The sequence below is a fragment of the Clostridium sp. USBA 49 genome, assembly GCF_900167505.1.
Lineage (GTDB): Bacteria > Bacillota > Clostridia > Clostridiales > Clostridiaceae > Clostridium_AT > Clostridium_AT prolinivorans.
This window is the reverse complement of sequence record NZ_FUYD01000005.1, coordinates 148,317-174,996: the sequence shown is the minus strand read 5'-3', so window position 1 is coordinate 174,996 and position 26,680 is coordinate 148,317. Positions and strand designations below refer to the sequence as shown.

Annotated in this window: 21 protein-coding genes and 2 pseudogenes; 7 read left to right on the top strand and 16 right to left on the bottom strand. The window is 27.1% G+C overall.

Annotated elements, in window-relative coordinates; all coding sequences use genetic code 11:
* The 8 genes and pseudogenes from B5D11_RS07080 to chvE form a co-directional block, all read right to left on the bottom strand.
* Nucleotides 1–184 (bottom strand): annotated as a pseudogene (locus tag B5D11_RS07080) (IS256 family transposase); the annotation flags it as partial.
* 339 nt (nucleotides 185–523) lie between these two features.
* On the bottom strand, nucleotides 524–910 hold the full coding sequence (locus tag B5D11_RS07075) for a hypothetical protein (protein ID WP_078682345.1): 387 nt from the start codon (nucleotides 908–910) through the stop codon (nucleotides 524–526).
* Between the two features lie 131 nt (nucleotides 911–1,041).
* Nucleotides 1,042–1,998, bottom strand: a complete 957-nt coding sequence (locus tag B5D11_RS07070; RefSeq protein WP_078682344.1) for a 2-hydroxyacid dehydrogenase — start codon at nucleotides 1,996–1,998, stop codon at nucleotides 1,042–1,044.
* A 60-nt stretch (nucleotides 1,999–2,058) separates the two neighbouring features.
* The gene (locus B5D11_RS07065) at nucleotides 2,059–3,084 is read right to left on the bottom strand and encodes a substrate-binding domain-containing protein (protein ID WP_078682343.1); all 1,026 of its coding nucleotides are present in this window, start codon (nucleotides 3,082–3,084) and stop codon (nucleotides 2,059–2,061) included.
* Between the two features lie 37 nt (nucleotides 3,085–3,121).
* Nucleotides 3,122–4,153, bottom strand: a complete 1,032-nt coding sequence (locus B5D11_RS07060) for an ABC transporter permease (protein ID WP_078682342.1) — start codon at nucleotides 4,151–4,153, stop codon at nucleotides 3,122–3,124.
* 177 nt (nucleotides 4,154–4,330) lie between these two features.
* Nucleotides 4,331–5,494: a multiple monosaccharide ABC transporter permease gene (mmsB, locus tag B5D11_RS07055; protein WP_078682341.1), complete on the bottom strand. Its 1,164-nt coding sequence runs from the start codon at nucleotides 5,492–5,494 to the stop codon at nucleotides 4,331–4,333.
* Nucleotides 5,495–7,033 carry a multiple monosaccharide ABC transporter ATP-binding protein gene (gene mmsA / locus B5D11_RS07050; RefSeq protein WP_078682340.1) on the bottom strand — a complete coding sequence of 513 codons (1,539 nt, stop codon included), beginning with the start codon at nucleotides 7,031–7,033 and terminating at the stop codon, nucleotides 5,495–5,497.
* An 80-nt stretch (nucleotides 7,034–7,113) separates the two neighbouring features.
* Nucleotides 7,114–8,214 (bottom strand): multiple monosaccharide ABC transporter substrate-binding protein, encoded by a 1,101-nt coding sequence (gene chvE / locus B5D11_RS07045; protein WP_278320343.1) that lies wholly within the window; start codon nucleotides 8,212–8,214, stop codon nucleotides 7,114–7,116.
* 356 nt (nucleotides 8,215–8,570) lie between these two features.
* Here chvE and B5D11_RS07040 point away from each other — a divergent pair, with 356 nt between their 5' ends.
* The 4 genes and pseudogenes from B5D11_RS07040 to B5D11_RS07025 all read left to right on the top strand — a co-directional run bounded on the left by B5D11_RS07040 (nucleotide 8,571) and on the right by B5D11_RS07025 (nucleotide 13,114).
* Complete coding sequence (locus tag B5D11_RS07040; protein WP_078682339.1) at nucleotides 8,571–9,362, top strand: DeoR/GlpR family DNA-binding transcription regulator; 792 nt, start codon at nucleotides 8,571–8,573, stop codon at nucleotides 9,360–9,362.
* Nucleotide 9,363: 1 nt separating this feature from the next.
* Nucleotides 9,364–10,860: a sugar ABC transporter ATP-binding protein gene (locus tag B5D11_RS07035; protein WP_180376972.1), complete on the top strand. Its 1,497-nt coding sequence runs from the start codon at nucleotides 9,364–9,366 to the stop codon at nucleotides 10,858–10,860.
* Nucleotides 10,861–10,913: 53 nt separating this feature from the next.
* Nucleotides 10,914–11,900, top strand: a complete 987-nt coding sequence (locus tag B5D11_RS07030; RefSeq protein ID WP_078682337.1) for a biotin--[acetyl-CoA-carboxylase] ligase — start codon at nucleotides 10,914–10,916, stop codon at nucleotides 11,898–11,900.
* 89 nt (nucleotides 11,901–11,989) lie between these two features.
* Nucleotides 11,990–13,114, top strand: a pseudogene (locus tag B5D11_RS07025) (IS3 family transposase).
* 422 nt (nucleotides 13,115–13,536) lie between these two features.
* Here B5D11_RS07025 and B5D11_RS12940 read toward each other — a convergent pair.
* The 4 genes from B5D11_RS12940 to B5D11_RS07005 all read right to left on the bottom strand — a co-directional run bounded on the left by B5D11_RS12940 (nucleotide 13,537) and on the right by B5D11_RS07005 (nucleotide 19,173).
* Complete coding sequence (locus tag B5D11_RS12940) at nucleotides 13,537–14,448, bottom strand: nuclease domain-containing protein (RefSeq protein WP_278320344.1); 912 nt, start codon at nucleotides 14,446–14,448, stop codon at nucleotides 13,537–13,539.
* On the bottom strand, nucleotides 14,445–15,935 hold the full coding sequence (locus B5D11_RS12935; RefSeq protein ID WP_180376971.1) for a DUF2357 domain-containing protein: 1,491 nt from the start codon (nucleotides 15,933–15,935) through the stop codon (nucleotides 14,445–14,447). The genes B5D11_RS12940 and B5D11_RS12935 overlap by 4 nt, the downstream gene beginning before the upstream one ends.
* Nucleotides 15,910–17,550, bottom strand: coding sequence for an McrB family protein (locus tag B5D11_RS07010; protein WP_180376970.1), 1,641 nt, complete (start codon nucleotides 17,548–17,550; stop codon nucleotides 15,910–15,912). The genes B5D11_RS12935 and B5D11_RS07010 overlap by 26 nt, the downstream gene beginning before the upstream one ends.
* Nucleotides 17,551–18,003: 453 nt before the next feature.
* Nucleotides 18,004–19,173 carry an MFS transporter gene (locus B5D11_RS07005; protein ID WP_078682333.1) on the bottom strand — a complete coding sequence of 390 codons (1,170 nt, stop codon included), beginning with the start codon at nucleotides 19,171–19,173 and terminating at the stop codon, nucleotides 18,004–18,006.
* A 1,043-nt stretch (nucleotides 19,174–20,216) separates the two neighbouring features.
* On the opposite strand from B5D11_RS07005, the gene B5D11_RS06995 reads away from it, so the two are divergent.
* From B5D11_RS06995 to B5D11_RS06985, 3 genes are read left to right on the top strand one after another with little or no spacing between them, the layout of a single operon-like run.
* A complete protein-coding gene (locus B5D11_RS06995; protein WP_078682332.1) occupies nucleotides 20,217–20,462 on the top strand; it encodes a (2Fe-2S) ferredoxin domain-containing protein in 246 nt (81 codons plus the stop codon).
* Between the two features lie 17 nt (nucleotides 20,463–20,479).
* Entirely contained in the window at nucleotides 20,480–22,201 is a 1,722-nt protein-coding gene (locus B5D11_RS06990) for a [Fe-Fe] hydrogenase large subunit C-terminal domain-containing protein (RefSeq protein ID WP_078682331.1), read from the top strand.
* Nucleotides 22,198–23,370 (top strand): SpoIIE family protein phosphatase, encoded by a 1,173-nt coding sequence (locus tag B5D11_RS06985; RefSeq protein WP_078682330.1) that lies wholly within the window; start codon nucleotides 22,198–22,200, stop codon nucleotides 23,368–23,370. The genes B5D11_RS06990 and B5D11_RS06985 overlap by 4 nt, the downstream gene beginning before the upstream one ends.
* Nucleotides 23,371–23,457: 87 nt before the next feature.
* Here B5D11_RS06985 and B5D11_RS06980 read toward each other — a convergent pair whose 3' ends face one another.
* The 4 genes from B5D11_RS06980 to B5D11_RS06965 all read right to left on the bottom strand — a co-directional run bounded on the left by B5D11_RS06980 (nucleotide 23,458) and on the right by B5D11_RS06965 (nucleotide 26,680).
* The gene (locus B5D11_RS06980) at nucleotides 23,458–23,796 is read right to left on the bottom strand and encodes a hypothetical protein (protein ID WP_078682329.1); all 339 of its coding nucleotides are present in this window, start codon (nucleotides 23,794–23,796) and stop codon (nucleotides 23,458–23,460) included.
* Between the two features lie 110 nt (nucleotides 23,797–23,906).
* Nucleotides 23,907–24,293, bottom strand: coding sequence for a hypothetical protein (locus B5D11_RS06975; protein WP_078682328.1), 387 nt, complete (start codon nucleotides 24,291–24,293; stop codon nucleotides 23,907–23,909).
* A gap of 181 nt (nucleotides 24,294–24,474) precedes the next feature.
* Nucleotides 24,475–24,894, bottom strand: coding sequence for a hypothetical protein (locus tag B5D11_RS06970; RefSeq protein ID WP_078682327.1), 420 nt, complete (start codon nucleotides 24,892–24,894; stop codon nucleotides 24,475–24,477).
* Between the two features lie 208 nt (nucleotides 24,895–25,102).
* A complete protein-coding gene (locus tag B5D11_RS06965; protein ID WP_078682326.1) occupies nucleotides 25,103–26,680 on the bottom strand; it encodes an ABC transporter permease/substrate-binding protein in 1,578 nt (525 codons plus the stop codon).

The window sequence follows — 26,680 nt, the reverse complement described above, 5'->3', positions numbered from 1 at the left end:
TTGAGGTTTGTTTTTCAGTAACATCATACTTGTCATATCCAAGCTGTGTATCCATTTCTGCTTCTAATGCTTCTTGCAGTACCTCTTTAAATAATTCTTTCATAGCAGCTAAAACATCATTAGGACTTTTAAAGTTCTGCTCATTAACATAATTTCTTAAAATTTCTTTAGAAATATTCGACATAAAAAACACTCCTTCTTGTAAATATTTGGTATATTATCTATCCAAATTCTTGCCAAGAAAGAGTGCTTTTTATTCAGTTTACACAAAATTTTTTGCAGGCTCGGAGCCTTTTGCAAAATAAGTAAATAGTTATATGCAAAAGGCTCCTTTTTAATTATTTAATTATTTGTATAATGGCTTATACTTCTTCCTTATATAACCTACCATACTTACAAATCCTGCTGCTGCCAAAGTACCAACACCTATAATTATTTTTTTAACCATAAACATCACGCTCCCCTGAAATTTATATTTAAATTATTTCCATAGGATAAGCTATTTAAACTAAATTTTAGAATTTTATTTTTTCTTTTTTGATTTTAATATAGCTGCCACAATGCCTGCTGTTACAACTCCAATTCCTGCAATGACTTTAGCTGCCTCTTTTATGTTGTTTTTTCTATCTTCATAAGTTTTGTTTTCTTCTTCTTTTACAATCATAGTTTTAATGTTAACTGGTTTATTTTCTTCTTTTGAATTATCAGCATCTTCATAACTTTCAAGATTATTTTGAGTTTCATTATTTACAATTTCATTATTTTGAGTTTCATCATTTACAGTTTTTGTTTCTTCTTCTACTTCTTTATTTTCTTCTGCTTCTTTATTTTTAGTTTCTTCTTTATTTTCTTTTGCTTCTTTTTCTGATGAAGCATTTTTTAATTTATCTGCTATATCTTTTATGCTCATTTGTATCATCTCTCCTTTTTATAAAATCATTATATAAAAATAGTTTATGTAATGATTTAAAAATATTTCTATCTCTTAAACAAATTATAACATAAAAAAGCAGAATTCTTAATTCTGCTTTTTATTTTTAATTAATATTTTATTACATTTTGAGGTTTACCTTCTAACCATTTGTTAATATTTTCAAAAGTTATATTAGCTCTTCTTATCATAGCCTCTTTTGTAGCAAAACCAATGTGAGGTACTAATACAGCATTACGTATACTTAAAAGAGGATAATCAGAAGGTATAGGAGGTTCCATATCAAATACATCTATTCCAGCCCCAGAAATTTTACCTTCTTTAAGTGCCTTTGCTAATGCGTTATTATCTACTATAGGGCCTCTTGCAGTATTTATAAGTATTGCATTTTTCTTCATAAGTTTAATTTTTTCTTCACTTATAAGTCCTTTTGTATAATCATTTAATGGTGTATGAATTGTAACTATATCGCTTTGTTTTAATAATTCATCTAAAGATACATATTTAATTCCCTTATCTTTAAGTTCTTTTTTCTCACTTCTGCTCCATGCAATTACTCTGCAACCGAAAGCTAAAGCAATTTCTGCTACTTTTGAACCTATTGCACCAGTTCCTATTACCCCTAAAGTTTTTCCATCTAAATCAGTTTGGCTATAACCATCTTTAGTTTTACCTTCTCTTACTAATTTATCCAAAGGAACTATGTTCCTTAAAACTGAAAATATAAGTCCAAATGTTAATTCTGCTACTGAAGATGTGCTATAACCTGCCGCATTACATACCATTATATTTTTATCTTTACATACATTTAAATCTAAATGATCAACTCCTGTAAAAGCTACAGAAATCATTTTTAACTTTTCATCAGAAGCTATAACTTCACCATTTAAAGGCATATTAGCTAAAACTAAAATTTCTGCATCTTTAACTCTTTTTTTTAAAATATCTGTATCTGTAATTTTATCATTATATATTATAAGTTCATGTCCTTTATCTGTAATAGGTTTTGCTATATTTCTAATTTCTTCTTCAGAAATTCCTAATGGTTCAATAACAACTATCTTCATTTTCATACTTCCTTTCAAAATGTTGTAATATAATACTTCATATGAAATATTATTATATTACTATTTTTCGTAAAAAGAATCAACATTTTCCTTAGTTACAACACTTACTCCTGTATCAACAAAACGTGGAAGAGGATTTATTTTTTTATTTTTCCAATCTTTTGAAGGATTTATTAAATTGTGTTTAAGCTGATATAAAAAATTCATTGATTGATAACCCATAACATAAGTTTCTTGAGCTATAGAAGCAGAAATAATTCCTGATTTAATTGCATCTAAAGTTCCTTTTTCAGTGTCAAAACTTACTATCTTAACCTGACCTGCTTTGTTGGCTTCTTTTACAGCTGTAGCAGCTCCTACCCCGCTAGTAGCATCTGTACAAAATACTCCCTTAATATTAGGATGAAGCTGAAAAAAAACTGAAAGTACTTTTGCAGCCTCTGTTGGATCACTTTTACCATTTCCAATTTCAATAAGTTTTAAATTTTTATATTCTTTTTCTAATGCCTCTTTAAATCCAGCAGCCCTCTGCTCATGGTTTTGCTGCATTGGAAGAGTTATTATAACAACCTCACCTCCATCTTCTCCTATCTGCTCTGAAAGAGTTTTTGCCGCAACATATCCAGCATATTCATTATCAGTTGCAAGTGTTGAATATCTTTTACTTTTTGGAGAATCTGCATCAAAAGTAACAACAGGTATTCCTAAATCTACAGCTTTATTTATAGGTGCAGCTAAAGCATCTGGATTTATACACGATATAGCAATTCCTGCAGGTTTTTTAGCAATAATTTGTTCTAAAATTGTTACTTCTTGATTTATATCATATTGAATAGAACCTGTGTAAACTGTTTTAATTCCATATAATTTCCCGGCATCTTCAAACCCTCTATAAGCACTTTTCCAATACTCCATACCAGATTGAAAAGTTATCATATAATATTCTTCATTTTTATCTCCAACCATAGGACTATATGATTTTTCACTTTGAATATATTCATTTTTTTTAGCACATCCACTTATTCCAATAATTAAAGCAGCAAATAAAGATGTCATAAATAAAATATTTTTCTTCTTATTTAACATAAAAAGTCCCTCCATATGACTTTTAAACAAAATAAAATTAAAAATTTGATTTTACTTTTAAATTTTTAATTCTATTTTGATGTCTTATATAATCTATTGTAACAGCCCCAATCAAAATAATGCCATTTATTAAATCCTGCCAATAAACAGGTACATTTAAAAGTATAATACCGTTATTTATTAAATTTATAAAAACCAGTCCAAGAAAGGATCCCAAAATACTTCCTTCTCCTCCACTAAGACTTGCTCCACCAATAATTGCTGCTAAAATACATCTCATACTAACATCAGTACCTAATCCTATTGTAGGAACAGCAACAGTAAATCTTGCCATATTAAGTATTCCAGCAATACTTGACAATAAAGCTACTAACATATAAATTTGTATTTTAAGCTTAGAAGTATTTATTCCTGCAAGAATGGCTGCTTTTTCATTACTTCCAGTATAAAATACTTTTCTCATAATATCAGATTTCCTTACCATAAAATCTCCTATAATAGTTATTAGTAAAAATACAAAAACTATAAGAGGAAGTCCTAAAACTTTACCTTGTCCTAAAAATTCAAAAGATTTAGGAACCCCAAATAATGATATAGGATAACCTTGAGTAAGAACATAAGATCCTCCTCTAACTATACTCATAACAGCCAAAGTTGTTATAAAAGGATTTAACCCAACTTTACCTATAAAAAATCCATTTAAAAATCCACATAATACACCTGCAATTAAAGCTATAAAACATGAAATCCAAATATTTATACCTGCTGTAAATAAGGCTCCAGCAATTACGCCGCTTAAAGCCATAACTGCTCCTGTAGAAAAATCAAAACCTCCTGAAATTAATGCTATTGTCATTCCCACTGTTATAATACCATCTGTAGAAAATCCTATTATTGTTGCCATTAAATTATCTTTTGTTAAAAAATTAGGTGAAAGGATACTTAGTACAATAATAATTATTAATATAATAAATAATACTGTAGCCTCTCTAAAAGAATTAATCTTTTTCCACAGTTTTTTGGCTCTAAAGCTTAAATTTTTTCTTTTAATTCCTATATCAGAATTCATAGTTAAGCTCCCCTTATATAAAAATAATTTTATACATAAACGTTTTCCATATTGTTAAGTATACCAGTTTTATATCAATTATGTAAATGTCTTTTATGTTCCACAAACAAAATTTACAAATAAAGTAAGAAAAGGTTTGTCACAGGAAACCTTTTCTTACTTATTAATATTTTAATATTATGAATTCTTAGATTTTGTAAAAATATCAAAAGCTACAGCAATTAGTAAAACTAAACCTTTAATAGCTTGCTGCCAATCAATTCCTATACCCATTAAAGACATACCATTGTTCATAACTCCCATTACGAGTCCCCCTATGATAGCCCCAATTATAGTACCAACTCCACCACTTGCTGAAGCTCCACCTATATAGCAAGCCGCTATAGCATCAAGTTCAAAATTTGTACCTGCTTTAGGTGTTGCTGCATTTAATCTTGCTGTAAATACAAGCCCTGAAAGTGCTGCAAGCATGCCCATATTTACAAAAACCAAAAATACATTTCTCTTTGTTTTTACTCCAGAAAGTCTTGCTGCTTTTTCGTTACCACCTAGTGCATATATATGTCTTCCTAAAATAGTTTTGCTAGCTACAAATGAATAAATAAGAATTAATATAAATAGCAATATAAGAACATTAGGAATTCCTTTATACTTAGCTAAGGTAATAGTAAAGGCATTTATTGCAGCTGAAATTAAAACTATTTTAACTATAAAGAATTTTTGGGAAATAACTTCAAAATTATATTTCTTTTGATTGTTTCTATTATAAATTTCAAACAATATATATACAACTGTAAAAATTATACCTATAATAATAGTTGTTATGTGTATTTCTTTTCCATGAAAAATATCAGGCACAAAACCAGAACTTATTTTTTGAAATTCTTTAGGAAAAGGTGCCATAGAAGTACCATTTAAAGTTACCATAGTAAGTCCTCTAAATATAAGCATACCAGCAAGAGTAACTATAAATGCAGGTATTTTTACATAAGCAACCCAAAATCCCTGCCAAGCTCCTATAACTGCTCCTATTGCTAAACATATCAAAATTGAAGGAATAACAGGAAGCTTCATTTTTACCATAAGTATTCCTGAAACAGCTCCTATAAAAGCGGCTGTTGATCCAACAGACAAATCTATCTGAAATGCTACTATTACTAAAAGCATACCTATTGCAAGTACTAAAATATAACTGTTTTGCAATATTAAGTTGGTTATATTTAACGGTCTTAATAAAGTTCCTTTTGATACAATCTGAAAAAATATCATTATCGATATCAGTGCAATTAACATACCATATTGTCTAATATTTTTTTTAAATAAATCTTTTAAGTTCTCCATTTATTGTACCCCCTGCCCATGATTAATAACTAATTTCATTATTTTTTCTTGTGTTGCTTCATCTTTATTAAGCTCACCAGTAATTTTCCCTTCACTCATAACATAAATTCTATCGCACATTCCAAGTATTTCTGGAAGTTCAGAAGATATAAATATTATTGCTTTACCTTCATTAGCTAATTGATTTATGATAGTATAAATTTCATATTTTGCACCTACATCTATACCCCTTGTTGGTTCATCTAGAATTAATATATCTGGTTCTGCAAATATCCACTTGCTTAAAACTAATTTTTGCTGATTTCCTCCGCTTAAATTTCCTGCCTTCTGAAGTATACTTGAACATTTAATATTAAGCTTTCTACGTAAATTTTCTGTTTGAATTATTTCTTCATTGTTATTAATAACATAATGTTTTGAAACTTTATTTAAATTAACTAAAGTAGCATTTTCCTTTATATTATCATTTAAAATCAATCCATATTCTTTTCTATCTTCTGTAATATAGGCTATACCAGCTTCTATAGCTTTATTAACTGTACTTACATCAATTTCTTTGCCATTTTTTATTATTTTTCCACTTATTCTTTTTCCATATGATCTTCCAAATATGCTCATGGCAAGCTCTGTTCTTCCAGCTCCCATAAGCCCTGCAATACCAACAATTTCACCTTTACGAACATTAAAATTGGCATTGTTTACAATTTTTCTATCTTCGTTAAAAGGATGATATACAGTCCAATCTTTTACTTCAAATATAACTTCTCCTATATTACTTTTTCTCTTTGGAAAACGATCTACTAAATCTCTCCCAACCATTCCTTTTATAATCCTATTTTCAGTTACATTATCTTTTTTCATATCTAATGTTTCTATTGTTGAACCATCACGCAATATTGTAATAGAATCTGCAACTTTAGATATTTCTCCAAGTTTATGAGTAATCAAAATTGAAGTAATTCCATGCTTTTTAAGCTCTAACAATAAATTTAATAAATTTTCACTATCATCTTCATTTAACGCTGCAGTAGGCTCGTCTAATATAAGCAATTTAACTTCTTTAGATAAAGCTTTTGCAATTTCAACAAGCTGCTGTTTACCAACACCTAAATTTGTAACTAAAGTAGTTGGCTGCTCATTTAATCCAACTTTTTTAAGTAATTCCCTTGTTTTATTTATAGTAATGTTCCAATTTACAATTCCTTTTTTAGCCTGTTCATTACCTAAAAATATATTTTCTGCTATAGATAAATAAGGTATTAAAGCCAGCTCTTGATGAATTATAACTATACCTAACTTTTCACTTTGCTTTATATCCTTAAACTCACACTTTTTCCCTTTAAAAAAAATATCTCCAGTATAGGTTCCATGTGGATATACGCCGCTCAATACTTTCATAAGAGTTGATTTGCCAGCCCCATTTTCACCTAATAAAGCATGAATTTCTCCTTCTTTTACTTTTAAATTTACATTGTTAAGTGCCTTTACCCCTGGAAATGTTTTAGTTATATTTCTCATCTCTAAAATGGTATCCGACATATAATAATCATCTCCCTACAATATTATAAATAATTTAGTGATGGCATAAAGCAATCACTAAATTATGTTTTAAATATTTATTACTCAGCTAATTGCTCTTTAGTATAATATCCTGTTTCTATTAATTCTTTTTCATAATTATTCTTATCAACTGAAACAGGAACACAAAGATATGAAGGAACAACTTTTACTCCATTGTTATAAGTCTTTGTATCATTAACTTCTACTTCTTTTCCTGTTAAAATTGCATCTGCCATTTTAACAACTCTCTTAGCTAATTCTCTTGTATCTTTAAATACTGTCTGTGTCTGTTCTCCCTTTATTATTGATTTAATTGAAGGAATTTCAGCATCTTGTCCTGTAACTATTGGCATTGGTTGATTTGGAGTTCCATATCCAACACCTTTTAAAGAGGATATAACACCTATACTTATACCATCATAAGGGGATAATACTGCATGTAATTTATCTTTAGTATAATTTTTGCTCAATATGTTATCCATTCTAGACTGTGCAGTAGCTCCATCCCATCTTAATGTTGCTACTTGGTTAAAATCAGTTTGTCCACTTTTAACAACTAATTTTCCTGAATCTATATAAGGCTGTAATATTGACATAGCACCTTTAAAAAAGTAGTTTGAGTTATTATCATCTGGAGAACCTGCAAATAATTCAATATTAAATGGTCCTTTGCCTTCTTTTAATCCTAATGCTTTTTCTATATATTCTCCTTGTAAAACTCCTACCTTAAAATTATCAAAAGTTGCATAATAACTTATAGCATCCGTATTTCTAATCAAACGGTCATAAGATATAACAGGAATATTAGCATCTTTTGCCTTTGCTAATACATCTGTTAATGCTTCACCATCTATGCAAGCTACAATTAAAAGGTCTACTCCTTTAGTAATCATATTCTCTATTTGTGATACTTGATTTTCTACAACATCTTCAGCATATTGAAGGTTTGCTTTATATCCAAGTTTTTCAAGTTCTTTAACTACATTATTTCCATCGTCAATCCATCTTTGTGAAGATTTTGTAGGCATTGCTATACCTATTGTTTTTGCATCTTTTGATGAACCAGTTCCTGGTGCATCTGCCGGTTTTGAACTACATGCTGCTAATCCAAAAGATAATGAACTAGCAATAAGTAAAGATAAAATTTTTTTCATTTTCATTATAATTCCCCCTATCCATAATTTTCAGAAATTTTCGTTTGTTTTCGTTTACAATCAAATATTATCACATTCGAAACTAAAATACAATATATTTTTAAAAAATATATTATTATTTTTTGTTTTTATGTTTTTATGCTTTTGAATTTGTTCGTTGTTTTTTTCATATATTTTTTTATTTTTATGTTTTATTTTTTTATTTAAATGTAATATTTTATAATCATTGTAATATGCTATTTAGTTATGTATAATAAAATTAATTGCTACATATAGCTATTCTACATAATAAAAGCTAAATACATTTTGTTAAAAATTTTAAAGAAAATATATTTTTTAATAAATTTCCCAAGGAGGATTTTATGTTTGCTCCTGAACGATTGAGAATAATAAAGAAAATACTTTTAGATAAAAAACATATTAATGTTTCAGATTTAAGTGCTATGCTTAATGTATCTGAAGTTACTATAAGACGTGATTTAGAAAAATTAGAAAATGAAAATTTTTTAACAAGAACTCACGGTGGTGCAATTATAAATGAAGATAATGACTTTACTGAAGATAACTTAAACGAAACTGAATCTGACCCTTTTATTGAGCAAAGAACTGAAATAAGTGAAATAGCCTTTCATATGATTGATGATAATGATGTTATAATTTTAAGTCCAGGTATTACAAACTTATATATTGCAAAAAAAATAATAAATAAAAAGAACTTAACAGTACTAACTAATGATCTTAATATTGCTTCTGAATTTACTGCTAATCCAAGCACTAAAGTTATTGTACCTGGAGGAGATTTGGATCTTTCTACAATGACATTAACAGGAAAACTTACTGAAGAAAATTTAAAAAATTTCTTTGTATCAAAAGCATTTATTGAAGTTGAAGGAGTAAGTACTCAAAGAGGATATACAGTGCAAAGTATTGATAGGGCATCTGTAATAAGGGAAATGCTTAATATTACTTCTGAAAAAATAATAGTTTGTACATATAAAGCTTTTGATAATATTGCTTTTTCTCAAATAGGGCAATTAAATATAGCTGATAAGATAATAACAAACCCTTCTATACCTGATTTATATAAAAAATATTATTTTGAAAGCAATATAAAGCTTTATACTGCTTTTAACTCTTATGAAGGTGGTATTTAAAATGTTATCTCCAGTACTTAAGTTATCAAATATCAATAAAAAATTATCTGATTTTTTTTCTTTAAAAAATATTTCTATTGAATTTTACGGTGGTGAAGTTCATGTTTTAATGGGAGAAAACGGATCAGGAAAATCATCTTTAATGAATGTTATATGGGGAGCTTATCCAAAAGACAGTGGAGACATTTTAATTGATAATGTACCTGTTTCTATAAATTCTCCTATAGATGCAAAAAAATTAGGAATAGCAATGATTCATCAAAACTCTTCTTTGTTTGAAAATTTTACTGTTGCAGAAAATATTTTTATAGATAATAAACCATATTCAAATAAGCTTTTAAAAACAATAAACAAATCAAAAATGTATTCTCTTTGTGAAGATCTTTTTAATAAACTTGGCTTTTCATTAAATTGCAAAAGTATAGTTAAAGATCTAAATCTAGCCCAAAAACAGATTGTTGAAATATGCAGAGCTTATGTTTCTAATGCTAGAATTTTTATAATGGATGAACCAACTTCTTCACTTACCGACTCAGAGTCTTATCTTCTTTTTAAAATAATAGAAGAGTTAAAAAAATCTGGTGCTGCTATAATATATATTTCTCATAAACTTGAAGAAATACACAAAATAGCAGATAAAATAACAGTTATAAGAGGCGGAGAGATAATAGGTACCCAAGAAGTAAAATCTATGGAAGTTAACAATATAATTCATATGATGACAGGTATGGAATTAAAAAATAGGTATCCTAAACTTCATGTTAAAATCGGAAAAGAAGTTTTAAAAGTTAATAATCTTAGTTCTGATAATATAATTAAAAATATAAATTTTTCTCTTAAAAAACGTGAAATTTTAGGAATAATAGGTCTTGTTGGTTCAGGAAGAACAAAGATAGCTAAATCCTTATTTGGCATTGATAAATTAGATTCTGGGGAAATATTTATAGAAAATAAAAAGGTAAATATTAATTCTCCTAAAGATGCTATTGAAGCCGGAATAGGCTATGTTACAGAAGATAGAATTTTTAACGATCTTTTTATGTACCTAAATATACATGAAAATATAAGTGCTCCTAATATTTCTAGAGTTTCTAATAAACATATAATAGATAAAAAAATTGAAAGCAAAATTGCAAATTCATATATTAAAAGACTTAGAATAAATGCAGGTACAGTGAATAATAAAATTGCCTATTTAAGTGGTGGAAATCAGCAAAAAGTTGTTCTTGCAAAATGGATTATGTCTAAGTCTAAAATACTTATTTTAGATGAACCTACAAAAGGTATAGATATAGCTTCAAAAGTTGATGTTTATAATATAATGAATGAAATGGTTACCAAAGATGTTTCAATAATTCTTATTTCCTCTGATATAGATGAAGTTATTGGAATGTGTGACAGAATAATGGTATTATATAATGGAAATATTGCAGCAATGCTTAAAGGCGACAGTGCAACACGAGAAAATATAATGTTTTATGCAACAGGTGGTAAATAGCAATCTTTAAATAATCACTAAAATTATATAATACAATAAGGACGGTAATACAATTGAAAAAACAAATATTAAAATTACTTAAAGAAAATAATAATGATTTTTTATCTGGAGAATATATAAGCCGTACATTAGGGGTAAGCCGCAGTGCTATATGGAAACATATAAAACAGCTAAAAGAAGAAGGCTATAAAATAGAGGCTGTATCAAATAAAGGCTATAAATTAAAATCTTCTCCTGATTTATTAACTTTAGAAGAAATAGAGCCTTATTTAAACAGCTCTGTTATTGGAAGAAAATTTATTTATTTTAACTCTATTGATTCTACTAATAATGCAGCAAAAAAAATAGCTGATGATGAAAATTCCCATGGCACTGTTTTAATAAGTGAAGAACAAACAAATGGGAAGGGACGTCTTGGAAGACATTGGATATCTCCTAAATATAAAGGAATATGGATGTCTATTATTTTAAAACCAAATTTAGATCCTATAGATGCATCTAAGATTACTCAAATAGCTGCTGCTGCAGTAACTTTATCTTTATTAGAAATGAATATAAAAGCTTTAATAAAATGGCCTAATGATATAATTCTAAATCACAAAAAAGTATGTGGTATATTAACAGAAATGAACGCAGAACTTACAAATATACATCATGTTATTGTAGGAATTGGAATTAATGTAAATGCAGACAAAGAAGAATTCCCTGATGACTTAAAAGATATAGCTACTTCTTTAAAAATAGAAAGTAATAATAAAATTAATCGTCAAATACTTACCGCTAAAATATTGAATAATTTCGAAATTTTGTATAATAAATTTATAAATAATAATGATATAGAGTCTTCTTTAAAAATATGCAGGGAATATTCTGCTATTTTAGGCAGTGAAATAATAATAATAAATAAAGGAGAAAAAGTTTCTGCAAAAGCTATAGATATTGATGAAGAAGGAAAACTTATAGTAAAATATTCTAATGGTAATATAGAAAAAATCATATCTGGAGAAATTTCTATAAGAGGAAAAGAAAGCTACATTTAGGACATTAAAGCATAATGGTGTTAGTATATTAGTGTAGACACAAAAGTTCGAACACATTAAAATAAAAAACATGAGAGGATGTGTCTACAATGGGAAGAGGAAAATATTATACAGAAGAATATAAAAATATTATAGTAGAACTTTATAATTCAGGTAAAACTTTAGCAGAGTTAAATAGCAATATGGCCTGTCAAAATCAACAATATCAGGATGAATTAAGAAAGTAAAGCCAATAACTGTGGATAAAGATACAACTGTAACATCAGCAGAATATCAGGCAATACTTAAGAAAATGGCTAGACTTGAGGAAGAAAATGAAATACTAAAAAAGCCATGGCCATATTCGCAAAGAAATAACTAGTGTATTTCAATTTATTACTAATAATAAAGAAAATCATAATATTAACCTTATGTGTGAAGTATTATAGTTTTCTAGGAGTACCTACTATAAATATTTAAATAGAAAGACTAGCAAAAGAGAAAAAGAAAATGAGATCATCAAAAATAAAATAATAGATATCTATAACACTAGTGGTAAAGCTTATGGTGCACCAAAGATAAATAAGACCCTTGAAGGTGAAGGAATAAAAATAAGCTTAAAAAGAACTCAAAGACTTATGAAAAAATTAGAGATAAAATCTATTATTGTGAAAAAATTTAGACCTACAACTTCAAAAAGTAAAATAGACAATAAAGAAAATGTTTTAAAGAGGGACTTTTCTACAAACACAATTAATGAAAAATGGGTAACTGATATAACTTATATCCATACAATTAAAGATGGATGGTGCTATCTTGCTTCCGTTATGGATCTATACAGCAAAAAAATTATAGGATATGATATTTCTAAAAATATAGATACAGCTCTTGCTTTGCAAGCTGTTAAGAATGCCGTGCTGCTTCAAAAACCTAAAGAACCACTCCTTGGAAGTCAGTATACAAGCCTAGAGTTTGAAAAGTATATATCAGAAACTAAAATTATAACACATTCTTTTAGTGGAAAAGGTTGCCCTTATGATAATGCTTCCATAGAGTCATTTCATGCCTCTCTTAAGAAGGAAGAAGTAAATAAAGTTAAATACTATGATTTTGATACTGCCAGATTAGCAATATTTAAATATATAGAGTCCTGGTATAACAGAAAAAAAATTCACAGTAGTATTGGATATATTACCCCTCAAAAATGCGAGGAGCTAGCCAAGAAAATTTCATAATTTGTTCGAAAAAATATGTTTACACTATTGACATAAATCCATACAGAACTTGCTATGATAAAGGCACAGCTACTAAATAACAGAGGTCACAAATTAAATGTTCCTTATATACCTAATTCTAATTTTTTAGGAAAGATATAGTGAAACCACCGACTGTAAATAAATCGGTGGTTATTGCTTTTATATAATCATGTATATCTGTGTTATCATATTTTAGTTATTCATTTGCATTTTTTAATATAAAGCACAAGATAATAATTTCTATATCTAATTAAGTAAATCCATTTTCTAATAAGCTTCAATATTCCAATTGTAGTAAAAAACTTTATATGAAAAATGTGCTCCTTGAACTAACATAATTATAATTATTCAGAATTTCATTATTTGCTTACATAATAGATAGTTATTTATCATTTTTACTCTTAAACATAATTCTCTAATTCACTGAATTTTACTATCACGCCATCAACTTTAATAATTTTATCTTCTATTATTTGTATAATTCTATTATTTATATGATAACAATTATTAATCTTTCTAATACTGTAATTATGTTTATCTGCAATTTTTTTAATCTTCTTATACACTAAAACTTCTAAATTACTTTTATACTTTAACTCATGTGTATTTTGTGCATTTAACAATAAATATAACGTTGTATATGTTACAATCTGCGTTCCATATTGGATTGGTTCAATTTTAGGTATTTCCTTTATCCATTCAAAATTTATTCTAATGTACTCTTCATTTTCAGCTCCTTTTCTGCATTCTATTTCTCTGCATTCACTTCTCTTATACTCAATTATATCTTTTATTTTTCCATAGTACTTTATTCCTGAACTTTCATTAAAGGATTTATTTGATTGATAAAACGCTACATACTCAATATTGCTTCTAACATTAAGTAATGATTTTTTAGGTATATGATAAAATAATCCCTTTACATAGCTGTTGCAATGTTTTTCATCCTTAACATTAGCCACCATTACATTTTCTAATTTAAATTTACTATAATCATCATATTCATCTAAAACTACTCTCTTACTTCTGGCTTCTAGACTAGTTCCCTCTATTATATTTCTCAGATGCTCTGTAATTAATGATGTACTTCCTGGCAACATAGGAAATGCTCCTATGTTAACTTTCTCTATACTTTTATAGAATTTGTGGGATATAAATTGTTTTTCATTACTATAAGAAAACATTACATATGCCCCAAAAGTTTTATACTTAAATTGTACATTATTATCAAGTTCACTCACTATAGAATCCCTATATCTATGCATAACATTTATATCATCTTCAACCGGTCCAGGTTGTCCATTTGCATCTATTGATATTCTGTATTTTGCATCAAATATATATATTCTATTATATATATTCTATCATCATTTGCATCAGATACATTTTTTATACATAGCACTGTATCAGGTCTTTGATTTGTAGTTGGAAGAGCTGAATATGATTTGTTATACCATAACTCTAATTTGCTTTTCTCATTCTTGTATATCATTTTTGCTTCTTCATTTTGCAGCAGAGAAAAATATAATCCATTGTCACTAAACTTTGCAATACCATACTCAGTTACTTCATACCCAAGGTCTTTTAAAATATTATGTAATTTTAAATAGCACCATACTTCATATAATTTGTATATTTTCTTAGGTGTAATTTTATATAAATCTTTTCCAATATCTAATCCTTTATTTAACAAAATATATTTTTTATAAATCTCTTTATATCCTGGAGCCATCTGAAATACTAATGTCATTGATTTCTTATCTTTCAAATCATCTACATTTTTAAAATGTTTCTTTAAATGCCTGTTCAATATATTTATCTTTTGCCTTATAAAATTGATCCAGGAATTGTTACTATCATAATTTTTAAGGATACTTTTTTCTATATATTTAAGTCTCCTTATTATACTTGTAATCATATATTTTACATATCTATTTTCAAAAATGTTAGTAGTAGTTTCTTTTCTTATTTCTATTACTTTGTCTGGAATATATGATTTATTATTAATAGTCAATCTGCCATTTTTATTTTCAATAAGACTATTAGGATGTTTTCTAATGTAATCAATAGTTTTGTTAGAAATTCTCTTTGCTTTATGTGAATTTACCAATAAATAATTACTTTCCACTTTGTGTTTAGTATTACTTTCTATCCTCTTTAAAGCTCTCTCAATATCATCAAATATTATTTTTAAAATATTAATATATTCACTGTTACTTTGGTTTTCTGTATCAGTAAGTTTAGTATTAACATATGTTTTTCCTAAGAATTCAAAAGCTAGTCCACAAATCTCATCATTAACTTCTTTTATTAATTCCTTGTAATCTTTCATATAATCTATTTTAGATGGAAAGACTTCTATAGTTAAACTTAAAATACTTTTTCCGTTAACTAGAATATCAAATGTTGAATATCCTATATCAGATGAAAATTCTATAATTCCAACTTTAATATTTCCAACTTCAAGTAAGTTATTTTCTAAGTTTGTATCCATATGAATTATAGTTACTTCATTATTATTTTTGCTTTCTATAGCAATTTGATATTTCCCATCTTCAAAAAATGTAGGTGGCATTAAATTGCTGTTGTTTTCAACCAATTCGCCAAATGATGTTATTGTCTTTACCTTAGTTTTTTCAGCATATTCACCATCAATAAAAATATGTCCTTCTACATTTATATTTTTCCTTAAATCTAATGACTTTTTGTTTATAACATCACCTTGAATTGTTATTTCAAATTCTTCTTTACAATCTAATTTAATTAAAGTATTCTTATAGCCAGAAGGAAGTAAAGCCATCTTCATAACCTCTTAACATGATTATAATTTTCTCAGCACTTCTCTTATAGATTGCTGAATCTAATCCTTTTTCAGCTTCAGCTATATAATTTATATCATTTGATATTTGATTATTAGGATTGCAATAATTATATAGCTTTATTAATATATCTTTTATACTTAAATCTGAACCTGAAATTGTTGGCAAAATCTTTTGCATTATTTGAAAGTCAAATGCCTCTTCTTCACTTAGAAGACCAGATAATTTATTCTCAAGCATATAAAATACAATTTCATCCCTTACTCTATATCCAAAATGTTTATTTCCAGTTTTTAAAATTTCATTTATCTCAATGATTTTTTCATTTATATTTTGCGTGAACTCTTTATCTTTATTTAATGCATCCTTTATATTAATAAACCTTGTTCTAAGAAAATCATTAGTGGCTTCATATGAAGTAATGTTAGCATCTTTAAAACTTAAAAGTTCAAGGTTAACATTAGAAAATTCTATAGTGTTTGCTCTATCAAGTACCTTTCTGCTAAATGCAAAAGTTGTATCATCCATGTTGACTGTACCAATAACATATAAATTATCTGGAATAGTTAACTTTTTTAACTTATCTTTTAAACAAAGTGATTTAGGAAATATTAAATCTGTTACTACATTTCCATTTTCATTTAAACTTCTTGTCTCTATTAAACTCAAATATTCACTCAAATAATACTCTACTCTAGCCAGATTCATTTCATCTAAGCATACAAAATATGGTTTATTTCTATTTTCCTCTTTACTTGCATCAATTATTATTTCAGTAAGCTTACCACTAATAAACTCGTCATTTAAATTCTTATATCCTAAAAGCTCCGTACTGTCATTCCAATCAGGCTTAACACTTATTAAATTATACTGATTATTTTCAGGTGTTGCTCCAACAGCCTCTGCAAAAAGCTTTACTAGCTTAGATTTACCTGTTCCACTGATACCAGCTAATATTACAAATGGTTTGGTTTTTAAGCTTAAATAGAAATTACTTAATTCTTCATAGGTATATATAAATCCTTTAGAGTTAATATGCTTCATTATATCTTCCAAATAATCCCTTGCTCCAAAATTATTTAGAAAACTATCATGTACCAGCTCTGCTTCTCCATATAACTCTTTTTCTTTTAGTACTGTGTTATTTTCACTATCTTTTTTTAATGAAATATATAGTGGATTTGTTTGATTTCCTAACGCTATATCTCCTGAATCTGTTCCATATCGCTGAAATTTATTTATGATTTCAGGACTTTCATCTTCGATGCTATTAAACACTATTCCAGAAATACATCTATCTAAATCTGCTCTATAATAACTCGGTACTAAGTAAGATTTGCTTTTTACCTCTTCATTATTCAAAATATCAATTATTTTACCCTTAGCTTTAATATGTCCTCCTGTGGCAAAATAAGCATAAGTATCATTTCCACTTTCTATTTGATCTTTTATTTGTTTTATTTTATCTTTTGAAATTCCTGGGCTTTCAGCCTTTGGCTTTATAATTCCCCATATTACCTCATTATTTTCATTTATAATTTCTTTATGATTACTAATAGTATCAACTGAATATACATTATCATTATATTTAAGCACAATGTGCATTATTTGCTTAATATTACCCCTCTTATTCTAAATAATATTTTAAATATAATTGTATTCCCATTCTCATACAGATTAATTATATCACTTTCATAATTTCCTTACTATGTCTTTGGAAACATATAAACTTTTGCACAAAAAAATAACCCTGATTTCTCAAGGAAGTCTCAAAGTCAAGGATATACCCTCTCATTAGCTCCATATTTTAAAATTATCCCTATGCTTATAGGATTTTCTTAACAACTATCGTTTTTTAATGAAATTATTAACTTTGATTCATTCCTGAATAATAGGTGTCATTGTCATTAGAAATTCTAAATAAAATATTTACATCTCCCAATCATTAATTATTCAAAATTACTTACTGATAAAGGTAGTTTATCACATCAGTTAATTTGAAAAAAGTGATAAAAAACATTTACTTCTAAACGCTATTTACTAAATTACTCACATTTCTTTCATAAGTTCCATTTTATAACTTGTACTACTTTTTTCATATAAATAAATTAACAATAGAAAAGTAAGAATAGTAATACCAATCATTCCAACTTTAAACCCAAAGAAATAAATTATTCTTGATAACGAAACCATAAATATAGCATTCATTATATTATATATAAAGCTAACAAAAGACATATTATAAGCTTTATTATTTTTTGAATGGGTTAATACGTAATTATTAATAAATGGTTTAACTTTAGATTTTATTAGAGAAACAATTAATATAAATAAAAATAAAGCTATTTTATTGTTGAAAATTGTGGTTAAATACATTAACGGCATTAAAAACATTAATGTTTTATTAAATTTAAAGTTTAACTTATTAAAGATTATTGTAACAACATTACTTAAGCAGTATAAAACACCTATATAATAAGCATCTATTTTTAAGTTATTATAAAAAATCTGAGATACTACATAACTTCCAGATAATATTCCAATTAATACTCCACAAATTATAACGTCCTTATCTATAGAAGTACTTTCAAACGTTGATATTGAAAATGTCTTTTCCTCTTCATTTATGGATTCATTTTCAATATCACCAATTGATTTCTTTTTATACACAACAAATACTATATATGCTATTGTTGATAAAAGATATGTACATGCAGTTATCAAAAATGTAAGCTTTCCTTTTGAATCTAATTTATATACTATTCCTGAAAAAACAAAACTTATAAGCGTACCTATTGTTGTTAATCTATATAACTTATTTTGATATTCCATTCCATCTTTTTCACCTTTCTTTTCTAAATAAGTTGCTAAGCTGCTATAATCTGATCCGCTTATACATGAACCAAATATACCTAATAAGACTTGTGATATTATTATCATTACTAAATTAAATGAAAAAGCAAAAATTACATAAGACACAGTTGTTCCAATTAAACCTAAAACAACCAATTTATCATGACCTATTTTATCACCTATAAAGCCAGTGGGAATTTCAAACAAAAATATTGTAAAATAATAACAAGCCTCTATTAATAACATATCGCTAGATGTAATATTTCTCTTAGTATATATCATTAGCAGTACAGGTAAAAATAAAAGGAGATTGGAAAATACTGCATACAGATAGAAAAATTTAATTACTTTATTTGATTTACTCATTGTTCCCCTCCAAATTTAGCTGATTACTTTATATTTGCTAAGCTAAAGAAAATAATATTATCCATTTTTAGCCAAATATCATTTTTATATTTTATAACATCAAATTTATTTCGAAACAAATTTACTATATTAAAATTCATAGGCATCTTAATTAATGATATAGCTTCATTATTTTTGAATTGGACAGCATGAAAAACAAAAGTGCATCCTCCTGATTTTAAATCAAATGCGTGATTTCCTTCTGATGATATATTAAAATATTATCTTCAAAATCCAGCTGCCTATTCTGAAAGGATTGTAATTTTATTTCTTTTGTTTCCCAATTTAAGTGTTTAAAAATACTGATGAATGATTTCTGTAATTCATTATCATCATATTCAAATTGGTATTGTCCAATTTATTATAACCCATCCATTAATTTCAATCTTTAGCCCTTCTATATTTTCATTTGTATCATTTGATACCTGGACATCAAATGTAAGGTGTTAAGCAAAGTGTAACCAACACCGATTACCACTAATACTAAAATAAGACATATAATCTGTTTTTTTTCATAAATAAAGCACTCATTAATATTAATCATGTATTTCTTAAACATATCAAAAAAAATATAATTTGGCAATATTTATAGTGATTTACAATTATTTTTTCACATAAATACAATTAGCTTAAATTTTTTTTAAAAGGTACTACCATTGATAAAATTATGCCTCCTATTTCACGCTTTGGTGGCGGCAGGGCTGTTAAAAAGCAAGGAATTATTGAAAAGTTAACGAAGTTTTTTGAGAAATATTTTGGATTAGTATAAGTTTCAATTTATAATGATTTTAAAGTATTTACAAAATTATATGATAATAACATAACAAATACTTTGATTTTCTTTCAACTCCTAAATGAAAGCTTCTTTTAGGAGTTTTATTTTTTATATTTAAATTTTTATAGTTAAAATTTTAGTATTTTATTAACAAAATGAAATTGTTTTAGTTGATAATTTTTTAACAAAGTGTTATATTTATATAAAAGATTAATTTGGGAGGATTTTTATGGTTACTATAAGTATTTGTATTGGTAGTGCTTGTCACTTAAAAGGGGCTTATAATGTAATTTCTTCACTTCAAAACGAAATAGAAAAATTAAATATAAAAGATAAAGTAGAACTTAAAGCTTCATTTTGCCTTGGGCATTGTACTAATGCAGTATCTGTAAAAATTGATGATGGACCTGTACTTTCTCTAAAAGCAGATGGTGTACCTGAATTCTTAAAAGAACAGGTACTTACAAAAATTTAAGAAATGGTGGTTTTATTATGGAATTAATTAATTTTACAAAAGCAAATTGCAGAAGCTGTTATAAATGTCTTCGTTCTTGTCCTGTAAAAGCAATTAGAATAAAAAATGATCAAGCTAAAATAGTAAATGAACGTTGCGTAACATGTGGTCAATGTCTTATAGTCTGCCCACAAAATGCAAGACATATAAAATCAGATGTATATAAAATTAAAAGTTCTATAAAATCAGACAAAACTGTAATAGCAGCTGTTGCTCCTTCCTTTGCTGGAGCTTTTAACTTAAAATCCTCAGGACAATTTGCAGCAGCTCTTAAATCTCTTGGTTTTAACAAAATTTTTGAAGTAGCTTTAGGTGCAGAAATAGTTACTGAGCTTTATAAAGAATATGCTCTTTCAAAAAATATGAAAAATTATATTACCACAAGTTGTCCTTCTATAAATTATTTGATAAATACTTATTATCCATCACTTTCAAAATATTTAATACCAGTAGATTCACCTATGATTGTTCTTGGAAAAATATTGAAACAAAAATATGAAAATTGCTTTATAACATTTGTTGGTCCATGTTATTCTAAAAAATTTGAAAGCATTGATGAAGATAATGTAGGAATTATAGATTCAGTTTTAACTTTTGATGAAATTTATAAATGGCTTGAAGAAGAAAATATAGATATAACTTCCCTTGAACCTATGAATTTTGATAAATCATCTAAAACCTTTGGAAAGAATTTTCCTATAATGGGAGAGCTTAAATATGAACTTATAAAAAATAAAAACTTTAATTACGATTTTATTAGTGCTGATGGTGTAGATAAGTGTATGCAGCTTTTTCAATCAATGGAAGAAAATGATATAAGTGAAGTTTTTGTAGAAGCATTCGCTTGTAGAGGAGGATGTATAAATGGTCCTGCTATGCCTAAAAATGAATTGGACTTTTTTACAAGGCAGCGAAATGTAAAAAAATATATAAAAGAAAATTCTACAAAAAATATTCCTGATTATTTAAACACAGATGTAAATATAAACTTTTCAAAGACATTTAAAACTAGAACTTTATGTAAAACTAATTTTTCTCAAGAGAATATTTCTGAAGTTTTGAAAAAAATGGGTAAATTTAGTCCTAAAGATGAGCTTAATTGTGGGGTATGTGGTTATAATACATGCAGAGAAAAAGCTCAAGCAGTATTAGATGGAATGGCTGAAATAAATATGTGTATACATTATATAAGAAACAAAGCAGAAAGTATAGCAAATGTAGTATTTGAAACTTCACCAAATGCAATATTTACTTTAGATGAAGATTTTCTTATTAAAGATTTTAATCCAGCTTCTGAAAAAATGTTTAATATTAAATATCAAGATATTATAGGTAAACCTATTTGTCTAATTATGGATGATAGTGATTTTTATAAAGTTAAAGAAACTAAAAAAAATATAATAGGCAGAAGAATTTTTTTTGAAAATCAAGATTTAATTGTACTGGAAAATATAATATATCTTCAAAAGCAATGTTTATTTTTAGCAATAATAAATGATATAACTTTAGAAGAAAAAAGTAAAGGAGAACTTGCAAGAGTTAAAGAACAAACAATTGACGCAGCACAAAAGGTTATAGAAAAGCAAATGAGAGTTGCACAAGAAATTGCAAGTCTTCTTGGAGAAACCACCGCAGAAACGAAAGTTATTTTAACCAAACTAAAAGCCTTAGCTCTTGGCGAGGTGAATGAAAATAGATGAATACTTTTATAGATATTTCATATAACAGTTTAAACAAAAGTGGTGAAGAACTTTGCGGTGATAAGGTAGAGATTATTAAAACTTCTAAAGAAATTATAATCGTAATGGCAGATGGTCTTGGAAGCGGGGTTAAAGCCAACATACTCTCTACTCTTACTTGTAAAATTGCAGGCACCATGCTTAAAGAAGGCTTAAGTCTTTATGAAACGGTAGATACAATAGCCCATACTCTACCTGTATGTAGCATAAGGCAACTTGCTTATTGTACTTTTACTATAATTAAAATTGATAATAGCGGAAATGTTCATGCTCTTGAATATGATAATCCTTCATATTTTCTTATAAAAAATAATATAATAACTACTCCAAAGAAAAAACAAATTATTATTAAAGATAAGCTTATAAATGAAAGCAACTTTAAACTTGATATAGGAGATGTACTAACTGTTGTAAGTGATGGTGCTGTACATGCTGGTGTAGGTGCAATACTAAACTTAGGATGGCAATGGGAAAATATTGCTGATTATTTAGAAAGACTTGTTTCTAAAGAAAAATGTGCTGCTAATATTTCAAAAGATTTATTGGTAACATGTCAAAATTTATATGCAGGTAATCCAGGCGATGATACTACTGTAGTTGCAGTTACTATGAGAAGACCTGAATGTGTAAATATATTTACAGGACCTCCTAAAGATCCTAAAAATGATCCTATTGTTATATCAAAACTTATAAAAAGCGAAGGTAAAAAGGTTATATGTGGAGGTACCGCTGCAAATATAGCTGCACGAGAGCTTAAAGAGGATATAGAAGTTAATCTACAGTATTATGATTATTCTGTTCCCCCTACTGCTAAAATTAGAGGACTAGATTTAGTAACTGAAGGAGTTTTAACTTTAAGCAAGGCTTTAGAAAAAATAAAATCTTATTTAAATAGCTCTTTAGAAGATAAAATATCTCTCAATTTAAATGGTAAAGATGGAGCTTCAAAACTTGCTAAACTTCTTATAGAAGATTGCACTCATTTAAATTTTTTTGTAGGTACGGCTATAAATCCAGCTCATCAAAATCCAAATTTCCCTTTAGATTTAAGCATAAAGGTTACTGTAGTAGAAAATTTAGCCGAAGTTATGAGAAAACTTGGTAAAATTGTAAGCATTGAATATATGTAATTTAAATAATATTTATATTATTTAATAAAGCCCTTGCTATGACGCAAGGGCTAATATTTGTTAATTTATTTTAAATTCTTCTGTTTTTTACCATCCACTACCAACTGCATTATGAACAAATGCTGATATTCTATCTACTGGAATATCTACTATTGAACCAAATCCTCTATCAGCATCGCATCTTATTCCACTTGGTAATACATTACCATCATCACATCTAGGATGAGAGTATTTATCACAACAGTTTCCAAGTGCACATCCTGGAGCTGGACCTATTTGAGTAATAAGTCTTACAAAATTACAGTTTACGCTAGCTAATACACCTGTAAAGCCTCTCCCTGATTCTCCTCCACTAGTTGTAAAAATTGTTACAGTTTGTCCAATGTGTCTTGCTAAATTATTTACTAAATTATATGAATTTGCCATCCTATGTGTCCTCCTTTCTTATATTTAAGCTTTTAAGGACCTTTGTCCTAATATATAGTATGTTACTATATAAATAATGTTCCAAAGTATAACTATAATTTTTAAAAAATTTATACAGCATTATGAACAAAAGCTGCAATTTTATTTATTGGTATGTTTATTACTATTCCTAATGAATTTTTTTTAATATCTTCAATTTTACACTCACTTTCTAAATCTATAACTGGAGGAGTCATAGCTTTAGATAGTATTTTTATATAATCTTTTTTTATATCTAACAAAACTCCTGTAAATCCTAAATCGCCATCTTTATTACCTACAATATATACTATTATTGTTTGGCCAATATATTTAAAAAGGCTTTGAATAAATGTATCATCTTCTAAATATATTTTAGTTCCTTTTATGTTTTTAGCTTCACAGTTTTTATTTGAATTTATATATATTTTATTCTTTTTTTTAGTTCTTATATTAAATATATTTACATTTCTTCTCACTATATATTACCGCCCTTAAAAATATTTACTATATTATAATATGTAAATATTCATTATACTGTTACCTAATACTGTTATCTAAAAAAGTAGCTGCTATGCAGCTAACTAAATAGTTATATGCACAGCAGCCTTTAAATTCATCTTAAATTAAATATACATTTTATTTTAATTTAATAATGTTTTACCATCCGCCGCCTACGGCATTATGAACAAATGAAACTATTTTATCTACTGGAATATCTACTACACAGCCAAGACCATGGTCGCCTCTGCAATCTATTCTTCTTTCATCAGGAGTATAATTCCCTTGATTTTGAACATTTTTTGCATCGTTTGGAGAATTTTTTTCTCCATCTATACATAAATAATCATCTTGAATATTTCTTAAATTCCTTGGGTACTGGTACTGATAATCGCAGCAATTCCCAAGTGCGCATCCTGGTGCAGGTCCTATTTGAGCAATGAGTCTTATAAAATCTGGATTTACCATTGCGAGCACACCAGTAAAACCTCTTCCTGATTCTCCCCCACATGCAGCAAATACAGTAACAGTTTGTCCAATATAATTTGAAATATTATACATAAAATTATTAGCCATCATCTTATGTGTCCTCCTTTCTTATTTTAAAGATTATTAGGACTTTTAATCCTGCTATATATTATGTAGATTATATTATAAGTGCCACCATATTTTATAATATAACTCTGTTAACTAAAGCATAAATTCATTATATAAATTAGAAAGCCATGCATAAATTAAAAGTTTTTTTATGCATGGCTTTTTATAAAAATTATATAACTATTTATTTTTATTTTATTAAATTATTTTCTCTTAAAAAATTTTCTGCTACCTTTTGTGGTTCTTCATTAAGTTTATCTACTTTATAATTTAATTCCCTCATTTTTTCATCATCTATTTTTCCACTCAACTTATTTATTAAATCTTTTAACTCAGGATATTTTTCTAAAGTATCATTATTTATTATAGGTACAGCATAATAAGGTGGAAAAAAGTTTTTATCATCTTTTAATACTTTTAAATCAAAAGCTTTAAGAAGCCCATCTGTAGAAAAAGCATCAATTACATCTGTTTTACCGTTATTTAATGATGTATATCTAAGTCCTCCATCTACAGCATTTACTTCTTTAAAATTCATATTATAAGCTCTCTTTAAACCCAAGTATCCATCTTCTCTATTAGTAAATTCAATTGTGCTCCCTAGCCTTAATTTATTTGATACTTTAGCAATATCTGAAAAAGTTTCAATATTATATTTTTTTGCTGTGTCTTTTGATACTGCTAAAGTATAAGTGTTGTTAAATCCTAACGGTTCAAGCCAAGTTATATTATAATTTTTATTAAAATAATCACTTACTATTTTATACGCTTTATCTGGATCATTAACTGCAGGCTGATTCATAATGTTAACCAATCCTGTTCCTGTATATTCAACATATAAGTCTATTTCACCAGATTTAAGTGCGTTAAATGCTATACTTGTTCCTCCTAAATTAAGTTTTCTTTCAACTTTTAAATCTGTATTTTCTTCTATAAGTGTAGCTAGCATATTGCCTAATATTAACTGCTCATTAAAATTTTTAGAACCTATTACAATTTTATCTTCTTTTTTATTATATTTTATTATACTTCCTCCTATTATTACTATAACTAATATTAAAGCAGCAAGTTTATATATCTTATTTAATTTTGAACTTTTTTTCTTTTTTATCTTTATACTTCCATCAGCTTTTCTAATACCAGCAGGTGTAACCATTTTTTCAATTTTACCAACAATAAAATCCATTAAAAGTGCTAATAAGCAAGCTGGTATTGCTCCTGCAAGTATCATATAATTATTTACAGTCTGTACTCCTGAAAAAACCATATATCCAAGTCCACCTGCTCCTACAAAAGCCGCTATAGTCATAAGACCAACAGCTGTAACTGCAGATATTCTTATTCCTGTCATAATAATTGGTAATGCTAAAGGTATTTGTACTATTCTAAGTATTTGATTTTTAGTCATACCTATACCTCTAGCTGCTTCTAATGTATCTGGATTTATATTTGTAAGTCCAATATAAGTGTTTTTTATTATTGGAAGAAGTGAATATAAAAATACCATAATTATAGCTGGTTTGCTCCCTATCCCAAGTATAGGAATTAAAAATCCCAGTAATGCTAAACTTGGTATAGCTTGTACTACATTCGCAAAACCTATAATTGGAGCAGCCAGTTTTTTTACTTTAGTTATAAGTATACCAAGAGGAATACCAATTATAATAGCAAGTAGTAAAGCTATTAAAGTAAGCTCTATATGTTCTACAATTAAATTTATTATTTGAAGTTTTCTATCTAAAATAAAGCTAAAAAATTCATTTATCAT

What these genes read in the sequence shown, in the direction of transcription:
- B5D11_RS07075 (WP_078682345.1), bottom strand. Translation starts at nt 910, where the DNA reads ATGAGCATAAAAGATATAGCAGATAAATTAAAAAATGCTTCATCAGAA.
- B5D11_RS07070 (WP_078682344.1), bottom strand. Translation starts at nt 1,998, where the DNA reads ATGAAGATAGTTGTTATTGAACCATTAGGAATTTCTGAAGAAGAAATT.
- B5D11_RS07065 (WP_078682343.1), bottom strand. Translation starts at nt 3,084, where the DNA reads ATGTTAAATAAGAAGAAAAATATTTTATTTATGACATCTTTATTTGCT.
- B5D11_RS07060 (WP_078682342.1), bottom strand. Translation starts at nt 4,153, where the DNA reads ATGAATTCTGATATAGGAATTAAAAGAAAAAATTTAAGCTTTAGAGCC.
- mmsB (WP_078682341.1), bottom strand. Translation starts at nt 5,494, where the DNA reads ATGGAGAACTTAAAAGATTTATTTAAAAAAAATATTAGACAATATGGT.
- mmsA (WP_078682340.1), bottom strand. Translation starts at nt 7,033, where the DNA reads ATGTCGGATACCATTTTAGAGATGAGAAATATAACTAAAACATTTCCA.
- chvE (WP_278320343.1), bottom strand. Translation starts at nt 8,214, where the DNA reads ATGAAAATGAAAAAAATTTTATCTTTACTTATTGCTAGTTCATTATCT.
- B5D11_RS07040 (WP_078682339.1), top strand. Translation starts at nt 8,571, where the DNA reads ATGTTTGCTCCTGAACGATTGAGAATAATAAAGAAAATACTTTTAGAT.
- B5D11_RS07035 (WP_180376972.1), top strand. Translation starts at nt 9,364, where the DNA reads ATGTTATCTCCAGTACTTAAGTTATCAAATATCAATAAAAAATTATCT.
- B5D11_RS12935 (WP_180376971.1), bottom strand. Translation starts at nt 15,935, where the DNA reads ATGGCTTTACTTCCTTCTGGCTATAAGAATACTTTAATTAAATTAGAT.
- B5D11_RS07005 (WP_078682333.1), bottom strand. Translation starts at nt 19,173, where the DNA reads ATGAGTAAATCAAATAAAGTAATTAAATTTTTCTATCTGTATGCAGTA.
- B5D11_RS06995 (WP_078682332.1), top strand. Translation starts at nt 20,217, where the DNA reads ATGGTTACTATAAGTATTTGTATTGGTAGTGCTTGTCACTTAAAAGGG.
- B5D11_RS06990 (WP_078682331.1), top strand. Translation starts at nt 20,480, where the DNA reads ATGGAATTAATTAATTTTACAAAAGCAAATTGCAGAAGCTGTTATAAA.
- B5D11_RS06985 (WP_078682330.1), top strand. Translation starts at nt 22,198, where the DNA reads ATGAATACTTTTATAGATATTTCATATAACAGTTTAAACAAAAGTGGT.
- B5D11_RS06980 (WP_078682329.1), bottom strand. Translation starts at nt 23,796, where the DNA reads ATGGCAAATTCATATAATTTAGTAAATAATTTAGCAAGACACATTGGA.
- B5D11_RS06970 (WP_078682327.1), bottom strand. Translation starts at nt 24,894, where the DNA reads ATGATGGCTAATAATTTTATGTATAATATTTCAAATTATATTGGACAA.
- B5D11_RS06965 (WP_078682326.1), bottom strand. Translation starts at nt 26,680, where the DNA reads ATGATAAATGAATTTTTTAGCTTTATTTTAGATAGAAAACTTCAAATA.